We start from the raw sequence: 13074 nt of genomic DNA, 5'->3' as shown, positions 1-13074 counted from the left end.
GTTGGCCGGGGCTTACTGGATGTCGACGTGGTCGATCTCGACCACGTGGCCGGGACCCGCGTCAAACAGGACGTAGAACTCGCCGTTCGGCCGCTTGAACGACATCTTGGAATCCGCATCCAGCTTGCCCGGCACGAGGATCTGTTCGTCGTAGGAGATGACGTCCATGGTGACGCCGGCCGCGCCGCTGCCGTCGGAGAATCCGCCGGTGCACTGGATCTGTTCCTTGCCCTCGGCCTTGCATTCGGCCATCGGATTGTGTGCCAGGGCCGAAGCGCTGGCGGTCAACAGCGCGCCAAGCAGGGCGGCGCGAAAGCGGTTCGCAAAAACTGCGTTCATCGGGATGCTCCTTGTTTCTTCAGCCACTCGACGGTGGCGGGGGAGGCGGTGGCGATGGGCCACGCCGCCTGGTGCACCGAGCCGTCCCAGCCCTCCGCCGTGATCCAGAGATCGGCGTCCGGGGTGGTGCGCGGAGGAATCGGCACGGTGGCAAAGGCCCGGTGCGGGCTGCCAAAGAAGATCGAGCCCGCGGCGCGCAGGCTGCGCGGCTTGCCCACGCGCACGTAGACCGCACGGATCTGGTCCTTGCAGCCTTCGCATTGCGCCATGGTGAAGGTCTTGACCATGCCAGCCGGATCGGACTTGGGTGGTTCGACCTGCCATTCGGCAAGCTGCAGCTTCCATGGGCCGACCTGCAGGTCGCCGGCGGGGCGCTGGCCCAGGCCCATCGACCCGCGCGACAGCGCCAGGTCATCGAAGTACTTCGGGACGTAGAGGATCGGCAGGATGAGCAGCAGCGCGCTCAGGTGAAAGCGCCAGCGGCGCCAGAGGCTGGGCTTGGGCGCGGCGGCGAGGGTGGCGGTCTTGCTCATTCGGTCACCTCACGGGCGTCGGTGCGGGCTGCGCGGGCAGGGCGCAGCGCCTTGGCGGTGGCTTGCGCGGTGCGCTTGGTCCAGATCAGCAGGCCGCTCAGCGACATCATCGTCAGCAGCAGGCCAAACAGGAACCACACCAGCTTCAGCCAGAATCCGCCGAAGTCGCCGGTGTGCAGCGGCCGCATGGATTCGGTGAAGAATTCCAGGCCGCTGCGATCGGACAGGCGGCGCACTTCCTCGACGGCGCCGTTGTACGGATTGATCTTGGCGTATTGGTACATCAGCGGATAGGCGCCGCGGCCCGAGATGGTGATCGGGTCATAGGCATTGCCGGGGAAAAACACCTGCTGCGTCTCCAGGCCGGGCAGCTCGCGCTCGGCAATGCCGACGATCTGGTCGAGCGGCAGGCGTTTGACGGTGTCGCCGGGCGCGACGGTCGGCACCTGGTCGCGCGCCACGACGGCGGGGACGCCCTGCGTTGAGATCGTGGTGGCCGTATCGAACAGCACGGCCTGCACCAGGAACCAGATCGCGCTGACCGAGATCAGCAGGATGAACCAGACGGACCACAACCCCGACAAACGGTGGAAGTCGCCCCAGAAAATCCGGGCGCCCTGGCCGACGCGCAGGCGCGGCTTCTGGAAATACGCGCGCCAGAACCGTTTGTAGACGACGAGACCCGTGATGAGCGAGAGCAGCATCGGCACGGACAGCAGCGACACCAGGTACCAGCCCCAGCTATAGCCATTCGTGAACGGAATCAACAGCCAGCCGTGCAACGCGCGCATGAACTGGCGCAGGTCAAAGTTCAGGGCAGGGCCTTGAACATCGCCGGTATAGGGATTGACGTAAATGGAGGTGAATCGCGCACCCGGATATCCGACCGAGGCCGTCAGGGCGAATTGGGATTCCTCGGGCCAGGACAGCCGCTGCACGGAAGCGTCCGGCTCCTGCTTGGCGATGGCGTCCATCAAATCCTGGTAGCCCATGCGAGGGGTATCGGCATCGGGCGCCTGGGCGCGAACGGCAGGATTGATGAGCCAGACGATTTCCTGGCTGATGACGGCGATGGTTCCGGTCGCACAGATGAAGAAAAGGAAAATCCAGATCGGCAAGGCCAGCCAACTGTGGACGAGAAACCATAATTTGGAGCGCGATGGCTTGGCCATTCGAGAACTGTCCGAAGAACGTGAGAAGTGGATCTGGTCCCATTTAAGGGAGGTGTCAGGCGGAATTCTAGCAATAATCGTTCTCAATTGTCTTAGCGACTGGCTTTGGATCCGTCCTGCACCCTCAGCCGCTCTCGCGGCGTAATGACGCCACCGGTGTTTAAAATGCCCCCTTGACACCGAAACCGGCCGCCGTCCGGAACCCCCGCATGCACGCCTTTCCGTCCTCGCCGTCCTTGCGTCCAGCCGCTGCAGCCGCCCTTGCGCGGCTGTTGCTACTGGTGTTGCTGGCCGCGCGGGCGCTGGTGCCCACCGGCTACATGCCGGATGTGCAGGCGCTCAAGCAGGGCCGTTTCGCGCTGGGCTTCTGCGCGGCGGGGGGCGGCGTTTTTCCCGGCATGCCGGGTCTGGCCGACCCGCACGCGCATGCCGGCGACTCGCATGGCCATCACGGGCACCCGGATTCCTCCGGGCACGTCGGCGCCGGTCAGGAATGTCCGTTTGGGCTGAGCGCGCACCCGGCACTGCTGTCGCCGCCAGCCTTGGCGCTGATCCCCATGCTGCTCGGCTGGCGGGTGCAGCCAGCGCCGCAAGCCGACAGTCCGCGGCCCCCCATGCCGGCCGCCGGCCCGCCGCTGGGCCAGCGCGCGCCGCCTCGAATCACCGGATGACATTCGTCGCCGTGCGCCTTGCGCGCACGCTGGCCGCCCCTTGCGGGCGGCGTCCGTTGTTGTCGAGACCCTTATGACCACTGATACTCTGGTTAGCCCCGCCGCGTCCGCGCGGGCGCGGACCGCGAGCGGCAGCGCGTTTCTCGCGCTGCTCACCCGGCTGCATTTCTATATAGGCCTGTTCGTCGGCCCCTTCATCCTGGTGGCGGCAGTGACCGGCACCCTGTTCGTTCTGACGCCGCAACTGGAAAGCGTCATCTACGCCGACCAATTGCGTACGGACTCCACCGGCACCGCGCAGCCCTTGGCCGCGCAGGTCGAGGCGGCCCGGGCGCGCATCGGCCCGGGTCCGCGCCTCTTTGCCGTCCGGCCCGCACCCGGACCGGGCGAGACCACGCGCGTCATGTTCACGCAGCCCGGCATGGGCGACTCCGAATCCCGTGCGCTGTTTGTTGATCCGATCACCCTGGCCATCAAGGGCGACATGGTGGTCTACGGGACCAGCGGCACGCTGCCTTTCCGGACCAAACTGGACTACCTGCACCGCAATCTGATGCTGGGCAACCTGGGCCGCAACTACAGCGAGCTGGCGGCGTCGTGGTTGTGGGTGGCCACGCTTGGGGGCCTTGTGCTGTGGTTTGCACGCCGGAGCCGCGACAAGGCGGCGGCAGCGCGCAGCCCGCGCCTGCGCGCGCGGCGCTGGCACGGGCTGTTGGGGCTGTGGATCGGGATCGGCCTGGTGTTCTTCTCGGCCACGGGGCTGACCTGGTCGAACTGGGCGGGCGCGCGCGTGGACCAACTGCGGGCCCAATTGGGATGGATTACTCCGGCGGTGTCGCTGAAACTGCCGGCCGCCGGTTCGCCGGCCGCCGGTTCTCCAGCCGTGCCCGAGGGCGGCGAGCACGCGCATCATCATGGCGGCCAGCATGACCACGCCGCCATGATGATGGCGCCGGACAACGTGGCCTCCGGCTTTGACCGGGTGCTGCAGGCGGCCCGGCAGGGCGGCATCGACAGCAGCCAGCTAGAGATCCGCCCGCCGCGCGGTGAAGGCCAAGCCTGGATGGTGCGCGAGGTGGACCGCTCCTGGCCCACGCAAGTCGACACCATTGCGGTGGATCCGTCGACCTACACCATCACGAGCCGCGCCGACTTCGACACCTTTCCGCTCATCGCCAAGCTGATCCGGTGGGGCGTGGACATGCACATGGGCATCCTGTTCGGCTGGCCCAATCAGCTCTTGATGGCCGCGATGGGCATCGCGCTGACGGCGATGATCGTCCTGGGTTACCGGATGTGGTGGCTGCGCCGGCCGGCAGCCCCGGCAGGGCAGACGCTGACGCAGGCGTGGCGCGATCTGTCCTGGCCGGGCCGCATCGCGACTGCGGCTGTCGCGCTCGCGCTGGGCTGGTGCCTGCCGGTGATGGGCGTGAGCCTCGCCGTGTTCCTCGTGATCGACGTGTTGCGGTGGATGGTGGCCAAACGCGGTTGATATGCGTCAACGGGCGGTGCAGATCGCGGGAGACGGGCCGGATTCGGGGCCGGATCCGCGCTACCATCTGCGCCGTCAAGGGGATCCGATGTACCGATGCGCCACTGCTGCAAGACGATGGGTTTCGCTGTTGGCAGCGGCCCTGTTCGTCTTTCAGGCGCTGATTGCCTCGGCGGCGCTCGCCGGATCCGGTGGCGCCGGCGGGGCAGGGGGATCCCCAGTCTTCGGTGCCACCACCATCATCTGCACGGCCAGCGGGCCGCGCGTGGTCACCATTGGCCAGGAAGGCGCCATCCCAGGCGACATCCCAGGCGCGCATCAAGACGCCACCCCGGACGCCGCGCAACATAGCGGCGCCATGCCGCACTGCTGCGTCGCGGGGTGCGCCATGCTGGGCGGCGCCTCGCTGCCGGCCTTGTGGCTGCTTGCATGGCTGCTGCCCACCTTGGCCCAGCCTGACGCGCCGCCCGCCACCCACGATCCTCACTTCTCCAGTGCGCTCGCGCGGCTCCCGCAGCAGCCGCGTGCGCCGCCCTCCGCCGCCTGACGGCTTTCCTCCCTGCATTTTCGGCTTGCATCGCGCCGCCCTCCGCTAGCGGGCGCGGTGCCGACCGCTGACGCCTGTCCGCCTGTCCGCTCGTGGCCTGGCCCCCGATCCGTGGGGTCAGGCGCCGGGGCGTGCCTGCGCGCGGCCTTGGCGCACAAGACGGCAAGCCACGACCTCCCCATTCCACGTTGGACCCGATTCCGATATGTGCAAGCAACAGCAATTTCTACGCATGACCTGCCTGGCCGCCGCCATGGCCGCCACGTTCTCAGCCGGGGCACAATCCGCTTCAGAAGGCGTGACCACGCTTGATCCCGTCGTCATTACGGGCGTTGCGCCCAGCGCGCCCCTGACATTCACGACCGATCCCAAGCTGCCGCGCCAACCGCTGCCGGCCAGCGACGGCACCGACTATCTCAAGACCATTCCGGGGTTTTCGGCCATCCGCAACGGCGGCACCAACGGAGATCCGGTGCTGCGCGGCATGTTCGGTTCGCGCCTGAACATCCTGACCAACGGCACCGCCATGCCCGGCGCCTGCCCCTCGCGCATGGACGCGCCCAGTTCCTATATTTCGCCCGAGAACTTCGACCAGCTCACCGTCATCAAGGGACCGCAGACCGTGCTGTGGGGGCCGGGCGCGTCGGCCGGCACCGTCCGCTTCGACCGGGATACGCCTCCATTCACCGAGCCGGGCGTGCGCTTTGACGGCAGCCTGACGGGCGGCTCGTTTGGACGCAACGACCAGACGGCGGACCTGACCGCCGGCAACGAGAAGGTCTACACCCGATTCACCGCCAACCACTCGCATTCGCAGGACTATAAGGACGGCGACGGCAACACCGTGCCGTCGCGCTGGGACAAATGGAACGCGGATGTGGCGCTGGGATTCACGCCGGACGCGGACACCCTCTATGAATTGACCGCCGGCACCGGCGATGGCGAGGCCCGCTATGCCGGCCGCGGCATGGACGGTTCGCAGTTCAAACGGGAAAGCTTTGGACTGCGGTTTGAAAAACGTAACCTCGGCGAGGTGCTGAACCAGGTGCAGGCGCAGCTCTATTACAACTACGCCGACCACGTCATGGACAACTACACCCTGCGCGCGCCCGACCCCTCAAGTTCCATGGCGATGCCCATGGCGTCGGACGTGGACCGGGCCACCTGGGGCGGGCGCTTCGCGAGCACCTGGACCCTGTCGCCGGACGTGAATCTGGAGGCCGGGGTGGACTTCCAGCAAAGCCGCCACCGCGCCCGCAGCGGCACGGGCACGGTGTCGTACCGTAGCCAACCGTGGGTCAAGGATGCAGATTTTTCCAACACGGGTGTTTTTGGCGAACTGACCTGGCGCGCCGCGCCGGACAGCCGCGTGATTGGCGGAGCCCGCGTGGATTGGGCGTCGGCCAAGGATTTCCGCCAGACCACGGGCGGCCAGATGATACCCATGCCCAACCCGACGGCGGGCGAGCGCCGCGACGACACGCTGCCCAGCGGCTTTCTGCGCTATGAAAGGGATCTGGCGTCGCTGCCTGCCACGGTGTACATCGGCCTGGGCCACGTCGAGCGGTTTCCCGACTACTGGGAATTGTTCTCGCCCAAGCGCGGGCCCGCCGGTTCGGTCAACGCCTTCCAGGGCGTCAAACCGGAAAAGACCACCCAGCTGGACTTCGGCGCGCAGTACAAGACCGAGTCGCTCGATGCCTGGTTCTCCGGGTACGCGGGATACGTGGACGACTTCATACTTTTCAACTACACGTCCGGCGGGATGATGGGCGCCACCTCACAGGCGACCAACGTGGATGCTCGCATCTTCGGCGGGGAGTTCGGGGCCACGTACGCCGTGTCGCCGCGCTGGAAACTGGGTGCGACGCTGGCCTACGCCTGGGGCCAGAACCGCAGCGACGGCAGGGCGCTGCCGCAGATTCCCCCGCTGGAAGCCAAGCTCAGCGCCGCCTATGACGACGGCACCTGGTCGGCCGGCGCCTTGTGGCGCATCGTCGCGCCGCAAAAGCGCTACGCGTTCAACGAGGGCAACGTCGTCGGCAAGGATTTCGGCCCCAGCGCCGGTTTTGGCGTCTTCTCCGTCAACGCGGGGTATGTGGTCAACCGGGAGGTCCGGCTGTCCCTGGGCGTGGACAACCTGTTCGACAAGACCTACAGCGAACACCTGAACCTGGCCGGAAACGCGGGTTTCGGGTATCCAGCAGGGACGGCCGTGAACGAACCCGGACGCAGCGTCTGGGCGCGGGTCAGTATCCGTTACTGACAACGGAAACGGGTTGGGCACGCTACTTGCTGAAAGAGGGCTGAGGGTTATTCCTTGTCTTATGGAGAAGCATCATGGAAGCTTTCAAGTACACGCCCACCCTGTCCACTCCCCAGCCGATGACCAACGGCGAACGCTGCGCGCTGCGCACCCTGGCCGCCGCGCAGCAACTTTTGCACCCGGAACGTCCGCCCGCCGTCATGATGTCGACGGTCGAGGCCGAGCTGGCGAAATATGTAAAAGAGACTTACCGTCCGCGCACGGTGTGGTGAGCCGCGGGGGCAGGGCGCCGCTGCCCTCGGGCGCCCGTCACTCGATCGGCGCCCGCATGACCAGCGCCGAAACGGTATGGTTTTTCCAGAACACCTGATGGATCCGGGGCAGCAAGGCTTGCAGCTCCGGTTCCGTCGCGCCTTTAAAGGTCACCTGCACTGCCGGCCGGTCGCCTTCGCTGGGGACGCGTCAGAACTTTTCGGGCACGAACCGGAACGGATGCTCCGGCTGCTCGTATCCCTTGGCCTTTTGCCGCTTGGGTAGCGCAATCTTTTCCCTCGGGCCGACCTTGTAGGGAATGTGTTCCAGCAGATGGCTGATGATATTGAGCCGCGCCCGCTTCTTGTCATCGGATCCGCACACATACCAAGGCGAGATGGCCGTGTCCGAGGCCTTGAACATGTCATCCCGCGCCCGTGAATAGTCGTACCAGCGGCTGTACGAATCCAGGTCCATCTTGGTCAGCTTCCAGGTCTTGCGCGGGTCATTGATGCGCGACTGCAGCCGGCGCGTCTGCTCCGCCTCGCTCACTTCCAGCCAATACTTGAAGAGCAGGATGCCGGAGTCGATCATCACCCGCTCCACCAGCGGCACGGCCTTCAGAAAAGTGTCGACCTGCGCCTGAGAGCAGAACCCCATGACGCGTTCCACGCCCGCCCGGTTGTACCAACTGCGGTCGAAGATCACGACTTCGCCAGCGGCGGGCAGATGGGGAAGATAACGCTGGATGTACATCTGGGACTTCTCGCGCTCGGTGGGCGCGGGCAGGGCCACGATGCGAAAAACGCGGGGGCTGACGCGCTCGGTCAGGGCCTTGATCGTGCCGCCTTTGCCTGCGCCGTCACGGCCTTCGAACACGATGCACACCTTGGCGCCGGACTCCTGCACCCATTGCTGCAGCTTGACCAGTTCGGCGTGCAATTGCGCCAATTCCTTTTCGTACTGCTTCCTGGACAATCCGGCCTCTTCGGCGGCCTCGGAGGTGTCCTTCTGCTTTTTTTTGCCGGCCATCGTCGCACTCCGAAAAGTTCCGCCACGAATCAAGGCGCATCGCGGCGCCGCCCGTGAAGTGAATATATTGCCGATTCGATGCCATTTGGGAACGCGTTACCAATGGTTTTATGGTGCCGCAAAGCACTCCCTTATGGGGGGCATGCGAATTCAGGCACAGCCCGGGCACGGCATTTGCTGCCTGCATCCTTGGCCACGCTTTGCTGGCCCAGCACATCCCAAGGTGACAAAAATGGAACCAAGACATTCCGTTGGGCAGGCATCTTCCCAGGACAACGCCGTGGAAGCGACGTCGACGCCGGACGATCTGCCCGTCAAGCCTTCTGACGGCAAGCCCGGCGGCCCGCCGGTCAAGCCTTCCGACGCTAGCGAGAACGCGCAGGGCAATGAAATCCGCAATGAGGACATGGAGCCGTCGGATGCGTCCGAATCCAATCCCGACCCCGCCGGCTCGCAGCGCTCGTCCTGACCCCCAAGGAGAACCGATCATGACCGTAAAGACCACTGTGTTGGGTTTGGCCGTACTCCTGGGCGCCGCGGGCGGTGCTTGCGTGGCGCAGGCGCAGGGCGCGCCGCAGTCCGTGACCGAAGTCCGGGTCGATGTCGCCAAGGTTGACGCCGGCTACCGCGCCTCGAAGATGATCGGGGCGACGGTCTACAACGGCAAGAAAGAAAAGCTCGGCACCGTGGATGATCTGATCCTCGGACCGCCCGACTGGGCGCCTTATGCGGTGTTGTCGGTGGGTGGCCTGCTGGGCGTGGGCAACCACCTGGTGACGGTTCCGCTGTCACAGATGCAGGTCGCGGGCGATCAGTTCCAGTTGCCGGCGGCCACTAAAGATACTCTCAAGGCGCTGCCCGAATTCAAGTACGCGAAGTAGACGGCGCGGGGCTTGCCGCCCCGCACCGCATGACCATCCATGCCACGAGGAGGCTCCATGCAGATTGAACCCGTCCCCGACACCCGCCGCCCCGCGCCGCGCTCGCGGTCATTGGTCGCGCAGCTTAAGGATATCGACGCCCGCCGGCCGGATTTTCCTGGCGAGCATCTGATCGTGCTGGGCGTGGGCGTTCTGCTCATGCTGTCGGGCATGCGCAGCCGCACCATCCTGCGGCGCACCCTGATCACGGCAGCCGGGACCGCCCTGATCGGTCGCGCGGCAAGCGGAACCGGGGGCGTTGCCCGCGTCGCCCGGATCGTCAAGCGCTTGGGCTGATTGCGGCGCAGGAGAACCGTCATGGCAGCAAGAACCATATGGAAAGGGGCCATTTCCTTCGGTCTGGTTCACATCCCGGTGGGCCTGCACACGGCCACCACCGAGTCGGGCGTGGATTTCGACTGGCTGGACAAGCGCTCGATGGACCCGGTGGGCTACAAGCGCATCAACAAGCGGACCGGCAAGGAAATCGACAAGGACAACATCGTGAAGGGCGTCGAGTACGAGGACGGCAAGTACGTCATCGTGTCGCCCGACGAAATCGCCGATGCGTATCCCCGGACCACGCAGACCATCGAGATCCAGCAGTTCGTGGACGCCACGGACGTATCCTTCGTCTATCTTGAGCGGCCGTATTACGTTGCGCCCATCAACAAGGGGCACAAGGTGTATGCCTTGCTGCGCGACACCCTGGCCAAGACCGGCAAGATCGGTATTGCCAAGGTGGTGATCCAGACCAAACAGCACCTGGCCGCGCTGATCCCGTCGGGCGATGCGCTGGTGCTGAACCTGATGCGTTGGGGCGATGAGGTCAAGTCTGTCGAAGGGTTGGATCTTCCCAAGGCTGGCGCCAAGAACATGACGCCCAGCGCCAGCGAGTTGAAGATGGCCAAGATGCTGGTGGAGGACATGTCCGGCCAATGGGATCCCGAACAGTACCAGGACGAATTCAAGGCCGCGGTGATGGAGTTGGTGGAGAAGAAGGCGCGCGCCGGCAAGACGGAGACGGTCATCGAGCCGCAGGAAGAGTCGCCCACCTACGCCGATAACGTCATCGACCTGACGGAGCTGCTGCAACGCAGCCTGAAGGGCGGCAAGGGCGCGTCCAAGGCCGCGTCATCGGCGGGCAAGGCCGGCAATGGCGCCGCAAGAAAGGCGGCCAAATCCGCGGCCAAAAAGACGGCTGCAAAGAAGACAACGGCCAAAACCACGGGCAGCGCCAGCAAGGCGTCCGGTAAGACCGCTGCCAAGACCGCGAGCAAAGCGCGCAAGGCGGCTTGATCATGGCCGATTCGCTCAAGAAGTACCGCGAAAAGCGCAACTTTCAAGTTACCTCGGAACCGGCTGGCGGCGGCGAGGCGAACGAGGACGCGCGCGCCTTCGTCATCCAGAAGCACTGGGCGAGCCGGCTGCACTACGACTTCCGTCTGGAATTGGACGGCGCCATGAAGAGCTGGGCGGTGCCCAAGGGGCCTTGCTACGACCCGGCCGTCAAGCGCATGGCGGTCCAGGTCGAGGACCATCCCATTGCCTACAACCAGTTCGAGGGGCAGATTCCCGAAGGCCAGTACGGCGCGGGCAAGGTCATCATCTGGGACGAAGGCAAGTGGATGCCCGTGGGCGACCCGCGCAAGGGCTATCGGGACGGTCATCTGAAGTTCGACCTGCAGGGCGTCAAGATGCAGGGCAGGTGGGCGTTGATCCGCTTGAAGGGCAAGGAAAGCGACAAGCAGCCGCCCTGGTTGCTCATCAAGGATCGCGACGCGTTCGCCCGGCCGGAGCGGGAGTTCAGCGTGGTGGACGAAATGCCCGACAGCGTGGTCCCGCTGCGCGCGGCCAAAGCGCCATCCCCAGATCGGTCCGAAGACCAACCTGAACCTTCGGCCGACGGCCAACGCGCCTTGCCCGGCGTGGCCGCCGATTTGCCGGCGCATCTGAAACCCCAGCTTGCCACGCTGGTGGACGGCGTGCCCCACCACGCCCCGGACTGGCTGTATGAAATGAAATTCGACGGCTACCGGCTGGTGGTGCGGATCGAAGGCGACGACGTGCGCCTTTTTACCCGCAACGGCCACGACTGGAGCGCCAAGCTGCCCCACCTGGTCGACGCGTTTCGGGCCCTGCCTGCCAAATGGGCCTGGGTGGACGGCGAAATCGTGATGCTCGACCGCGAGGGCATTCCGAGTTTCCAGGCGCTGCAGAACGCCTTCGACGGCGAGCGCACGCAAGATATCGTCTTCTATGCCTTTGATCTTCCTTTCATCGGGCAACGGGATCTGCGCCAGGAACCCCTGACGGTGCGCCGGGCGCTGCTGCAGCAACTGATGGACACCACCGAAGACGACCATCTGCGATTCAGCGAGGCCCTGGAGGCCGCGCCGTCGGATCTGGTGGCGACTGCCTGCAAGATGGGGCTGGAAGGCATCATGGCCAAGCGCCTGTCCTCCCCCTATGTGTCGCGCCGCACAAATACCTGGGTCAAGGTCAAATGCGCCCGGCGCCAGGAATTTGCCATCGTCGGCTACACGGCGCCGAAGGGCAGCCGCGCGGGGTTGGGCGCGCTGCTGCTTGCCGTGACCGAGCAGGATGGCAGCCTGCGCTATGCCGGCAAGGTGGGCACGGGGTTCGATGACGCCAGCCTGGTGTCGCTGCAAAAGAGTCTGGCGTCCATCGAGACCGGCAAGAAGCCTGTCGCGAACGCGCCCGCCGCCGGTGGCGTACGCTGGGTCAAGCCCGAACTGATTGCAGAGGTGTCGTTTGGCGAGTGGACGGGGGGCGGACACATCCGTCATTCTGTCTTTAGAGGACTGCGGCAGGACAAGCCGGTGCGGGCCATTTCCAGGGAGAAGGCGGTGCCAGTCAAAGACATCGAGGGCGATGCGGGCGCGACCAAACCGGCCAGCAAAGCCGCGCCCGCCACCAAGGCCAGCCGCGCCAAGGGCGGCAAGCTCACCAATCCGGATCGCGTCATCGATCCGTCCACCAAGCTCACCAAGCTGGACCTGGCACGCTATTACGCGCTGGTGGCGCCGCTGATGCTGGAACACCTGAAGGGGCGTCCGGTGTCGTTTCTGCGTGCGCCGGCCGGCATCCAGGGCGAATTCTTCTTCCAGAAGCACCTGGAAGCCGCAATGCCGGGCGTCAAATCCCTGCCGGCCAAGCTCGACCCGGACCATCCGCCGCTGCTCGAAGTGCCCACGGCCGAGGCCATCATGTCCGCGGTGCAGATGAACGTGGTCGAGTTCCACACCTGGAACGCGGTCAAGACGTCCATCGGCAAGCCGGACCGGATGCTGTTCGACCTGGACCCGGGCGAGGGCGTGCAGTGGCCCGCGATGCAGCAGGCCGCGAACCTCGTGCGTGTGCTGCTGGAAGAAATCGGGCTGAAAGCGTGGCTCAAGACCAGCGGCGGCAAGGGCCTGCATGTGGTCGTGCCGCTGCGCAAACAGTACGACTGGGACACGGTGAAGCGCTTTTCCCAGGTGATCGTGCAGCATCTGGCGCGGACGCTGCCGCAACTGTTTGTGGCCAAGAGCGGGCCGAAGAACCGGGTCGGCAAGATTTTTGCGGACTACTTGCGCAATGGATTTGGCGCGACCACCGTTTGCGCCTGGTCGGCGCGGGCGCGTCCCGGTCTGGGCGTGTCGGTGCCGGTCAAGTGGGAAGAGCTGGACAAGCTGACGGGCGGGGCGCACTGGACGATCCAGGATATCCACGCCCGGCTGGACGCGGGCAACGCCCCATGGGACGATTACGCGCCGCAGTCCCTGGCGCCCGCCATGTCCGCCATGGAGTTCGAGCCATGAGCAGGATCTCCCTTGTGCTGTGCGGA

General features: G+C 65.6%; 15 protein-coding genes. 10 read left to right on the top strand and 5 right to left on the bottom strand.

The window, feature by feature from the left end; genetic code table 11:
- Positions 1-12: 12 nt before the first annotated feature.
- Genes V6V88_RS14040 through V6V88_RS14030 form a run of 3 tightly spaced genes read right to left on the bottom strand, consistent with a single transcriptional unit; the run spans position 13 to position 2044 of the window.
- A complete protein-coding gene (locus V6V88_RS14040; protein WP_056317990.1) occupies positions 13-339 on the bottom strand; it encodes a hypothetical protein in 327 nt (108 codons plus the stop codon).
- Positions 336-872 (bottom strand): hypothetical protein, encoded by a 537-nt coding sequence (locus V6V88_RS14035; RefSeq protein ID WP_056317987.1) that lies wholly within the window; start codon positions 870-872, stop codon positions 336-338. The genes V6V88_RS14040 and V6V88_RS14035 overlap by 4 nt, the downstream gene beginning before the upstream one ends.
- Positions 869-2044 (bottom strand): PepSY domain-containing protein, encoded by a 1176-nt coding sequence (locus V6V88_RS14030; protein WP_056317985.1) that lies wholly within the window; start codon positions 2042-2044, stop codon positions 869-871. Before V6V88_RS14030 ends, V6V88_RS14035 begins: the two co-directional genes overlap by 4 nt.
- A 209-nt stretch (positions 2045-2253) precedes the next feature.
- Between V6V88_RS14030 and V6V88_RS14025 the strand changes: the two genes are divergently transcribed.
- From V6V88_RS14025 to V6V88_RS14005, 5 genes are all read left to right on the top strand, one after another.
- The gene (locus V6V88_RS14025) at positions 2254-2715 is read left to right on the top strand and encodes a DUF2946 family protein (RefSeq protein WP_062839438.1); all 462 of its coding nucleotides are present in this window, start codon (positions 2254-2256) and stop codon (positions 2713-2715) included.
- Positions 2716-2788: 73 nt separating this feature from the next.
- On the top strand, positions 2789-4207 hold the full coding sequence (locus V6V88_RS14020) for a PepSY-associated TM helix domain-containing protein (RefSeq protein ID WP_338615311.1): 1419 nt from the start codon (positions 2789-2791) through the stop codon (positions 4205-4207).
- Between the two features lies 1 nt (position 4208).
- Complete coding sequence (locus V6V88_RS14015) at positions 4209-4754, top strand: DUF2946 family protein (RefSeq protein WP_338615310.1); 546 nt, start codon at positions 4209-4211, stop codon at positions 4752-4754.
- Positions 4755-4959: 205 nt separating this feature from the next.
- Positions 4960-7020, top strand: coding sequence for a TonB-dependent copper receptor (locus tag V6V88_RS14010; protein ID WP_338615309.1), 2061 nt, complete (start codon positions 4960-4962; stop codon positions 7018-7020).
- Between the two features lie 74 nt (positions 7021-7094).
- Positions 7095-7292: a hypothetical protein gene (locus V6V88_RS14005; RefSeq protein WP_142055198.1), complete on the top strand. Its 198-nt coding sequence runs from the start codon at positions 7095-7097 to the stop codon at positions 7290-7292.
- A gap of 37 nt (positions 7293-7329) precedes the next feature.
- On the opposite strand, the gene V6V88_RS14000 is transcribed toward V6V88_RS14005, so the two are convergent.
- Together V6V88_RS14000 and ppk2 are read right to left on the bottom strand one after the other, a co-directional pair.
- Positions 7330-7452: a hypothetical protein gene (locus V6V88_RS14000; RefSeq protein ID WP_338615308.1), complete on the bottom strand. Its 123-nt coding sequence runs from the start codon at positions 7450-7452 to the stop codon at positions 7330-7332.
- 30 nt (positions 7453-7482) lie between these two features.
- Positions 7483-8304: a polyphosphate kinase 2 gene (gene ppk2, locus V6V88_RS13995; RefSeq protein ID WP_338615307.1), complete on the bottom strand. Its 822-nt coding sequence runs from the start codon at positions 8302-8304 to the stop codon at positions 7483-7485.
- Between the two features lie 232 nt (positions 8305-8536).
- Here ppk2 and V6V88_RS13990 point away from each other — a divergent pair, with 232 nt between their 5' ends.
- From V6V88_RS13990 to ligD, 5 genes are read left to right on the top strand one after another with little or no spacing between them, the layout of a single operon-like run.
- A complete protein-coding gene (locus tag V6V88_RS13990; protein ID WP_155721809.1) occupies positions 8537-8773 on the top strand; it encodes a hypothetical protein in 237 nt (78 codons plus the stop codon).
- A gap of 19 nt (positions 8774-8792) precedes the next feature.
- On the top strand, positions 8793-9185 hold the full coding sequence (locus V6V88_RS13985) for a PRC-barrel domain-containing protein (RefSeq protein ID WP_062839445.1): 393 nt from the start codon (positions 8793-8795) through the stop codon (positions 9183-9185).
- A 57-nt stretch (positions 9186-9242) separates the two neighbouring features.
- Complete coding sequence (locus V6V88_RS13980; protein ID WP_338615305.1) at positions 9243-9521, top strand: hypothetical protein; 279 nt, start codon at positions 9243-9245, stop codon at positions 9519-9521.
- Positions 9522-9542: 21 nt separating this feature from the next.
- Positions 9543-10523 carry a Ku protein gene (locus V6V88_RS13975; RefSeq protein ID WP_338615303.1) on the top strand — a complete coding sequence of 327 codons (981 nt, stop codon included), beginning with the start codon at positions 9543-9545 and terminating at the stop codon, positions 10521-10523.
- A gap of 2 nt (positions 10524-10525) precedes the next feature.
- Positions 10526-13048, top strand: a complete 2523-nt coding sequence (gene ligD, locus V6V88_RS13970) for a DNA ligase D (protein ID WP_338615301.1) — start codon at positions 10526-10528, stop codon at positions 13046-13048.
- Positions 13049-13074: the final 26 nt, after the last annotated feature.

Source organism: Achromobacter sp. E1, from assembly GCF_037039475.1.
Lineage (GTDB): Bacteria > Pseudomonadota > Gammaproteobacteria > Burkholderiales > Burkholderiaceae_B > Achromobacter > Achromobacter mucicolens.
Note: the sequence above shows the minus strand (reverse complement) of the source record. Positions and strands in the feature narration are given on the sequence as shown.

What these genes read in the sequence shown, in the direction of transcription:
- V6V88_RS14035 (WP_056317987.1), bottom strand. Translation starts at nt 872, where the DNA reads ATGAGCAAGACCGCCACCCTCGCCGCCGCGCCCAAGCCCAGCCTCTGG.
- ligD (WP_338615301.1), top strand. Translation starts at nt 10,526, where the DNA reads ATGGCCGATTCGCTCAAGAAGTACCGCGAAAAGCGCAACTTTCAAGTT.
- V6V88_RS14010 (WP_338615309.1), top strand. Translation starts at nt 4,960, where the DNA reads ATGTGCAAGCAACAGCAATTTCTACGCATGACCTGCCTGGCCGCCGCC.
- V6V88_RS13990 (WP_155721809.1), top strand. Translation starts at nt 8,537, where the DNA reads ATGGAACCAAGACATTCCGTTGGGCAGGCATCTTCCCAGGACAACGCC.
- V6V88_RS13980 (WP_338615305.1), top strand. Translation starts at nt 9,243, where the DNA reads ATGCAGATTGAACCCGTCCCCGACACCCGCCGCCCCGCGCCGCGCTCG.
- V6V88_RS14005 (WP_142055198.1), top strand. Translation starts at nt 7,095, where the DNA reads ATGGAAGCTTTCAAGTACACGCCCACCCTGTCCACTCCCCAGCCGATG.
- V6V88_RS14020 (WP_338615311.1), top strand. Translation starts at nt 2,789, where the DNA reads ATGACCACTGATACTCTGGTTAGCCCCGCCGCGTCCGCGCGGGCGCGG.
- V6V88_RS14015 (WP_338615310.1), top strand. Translation starts at nt 4,209, where the DNA reads ATGCGTCAACGGGCGGTGCAGATCGCGGGAGACGGGCCGGATTCGGGG.
- V6V88_RS14025 (WP_062839438.1), top strand. Translation starts at nt 2,254, where the DNA reads ATGCACGCCTTTCCGTCCTCGCCGTCCTTGCGTCCAGCCGCTGCAGCC.
- ppk2 (WP_338615307.1), bottom strand. Translation starts at nt 8,304, where the DNA reads ATGGCCGGCAAAAAAAAGCAGAAGGACACCTCCGAGGCCGCCGAAGAG.
- V6V88_RS14040 (WP_056317990.1), bottom strand. Translation starts at nt 339, where the DNA reads ATGAACGCAGTTTTTGCGAACCGCTTTCGCGCCGCCCTGCTTGGCGCG.
- V6V88_RS13985 (WP_062839445.1), top strand. Translation starts at nt 8,793, where the DNA reads ATGACCGTAAAGACCACTGTGTTGGGTTTGGCCGTACTCCTGGGCGCC.
- V6V88_RS14030 (WP_056317985.1), bottom strand. Translation starts at nt 2,044, where the DNA reads ATGGCCAAGCCATCGCGCTCCAAATTATGGTTTCTCGTCCACAGTTGG.
- V6V88_RS13975 (WP_338615303.1), top strand. Translation starts at nt 9,543, where the DNA reads ATGGCAGCAAGAACCATATGGAAAGGGGCCATTTCCTTCGGTCTGGTT.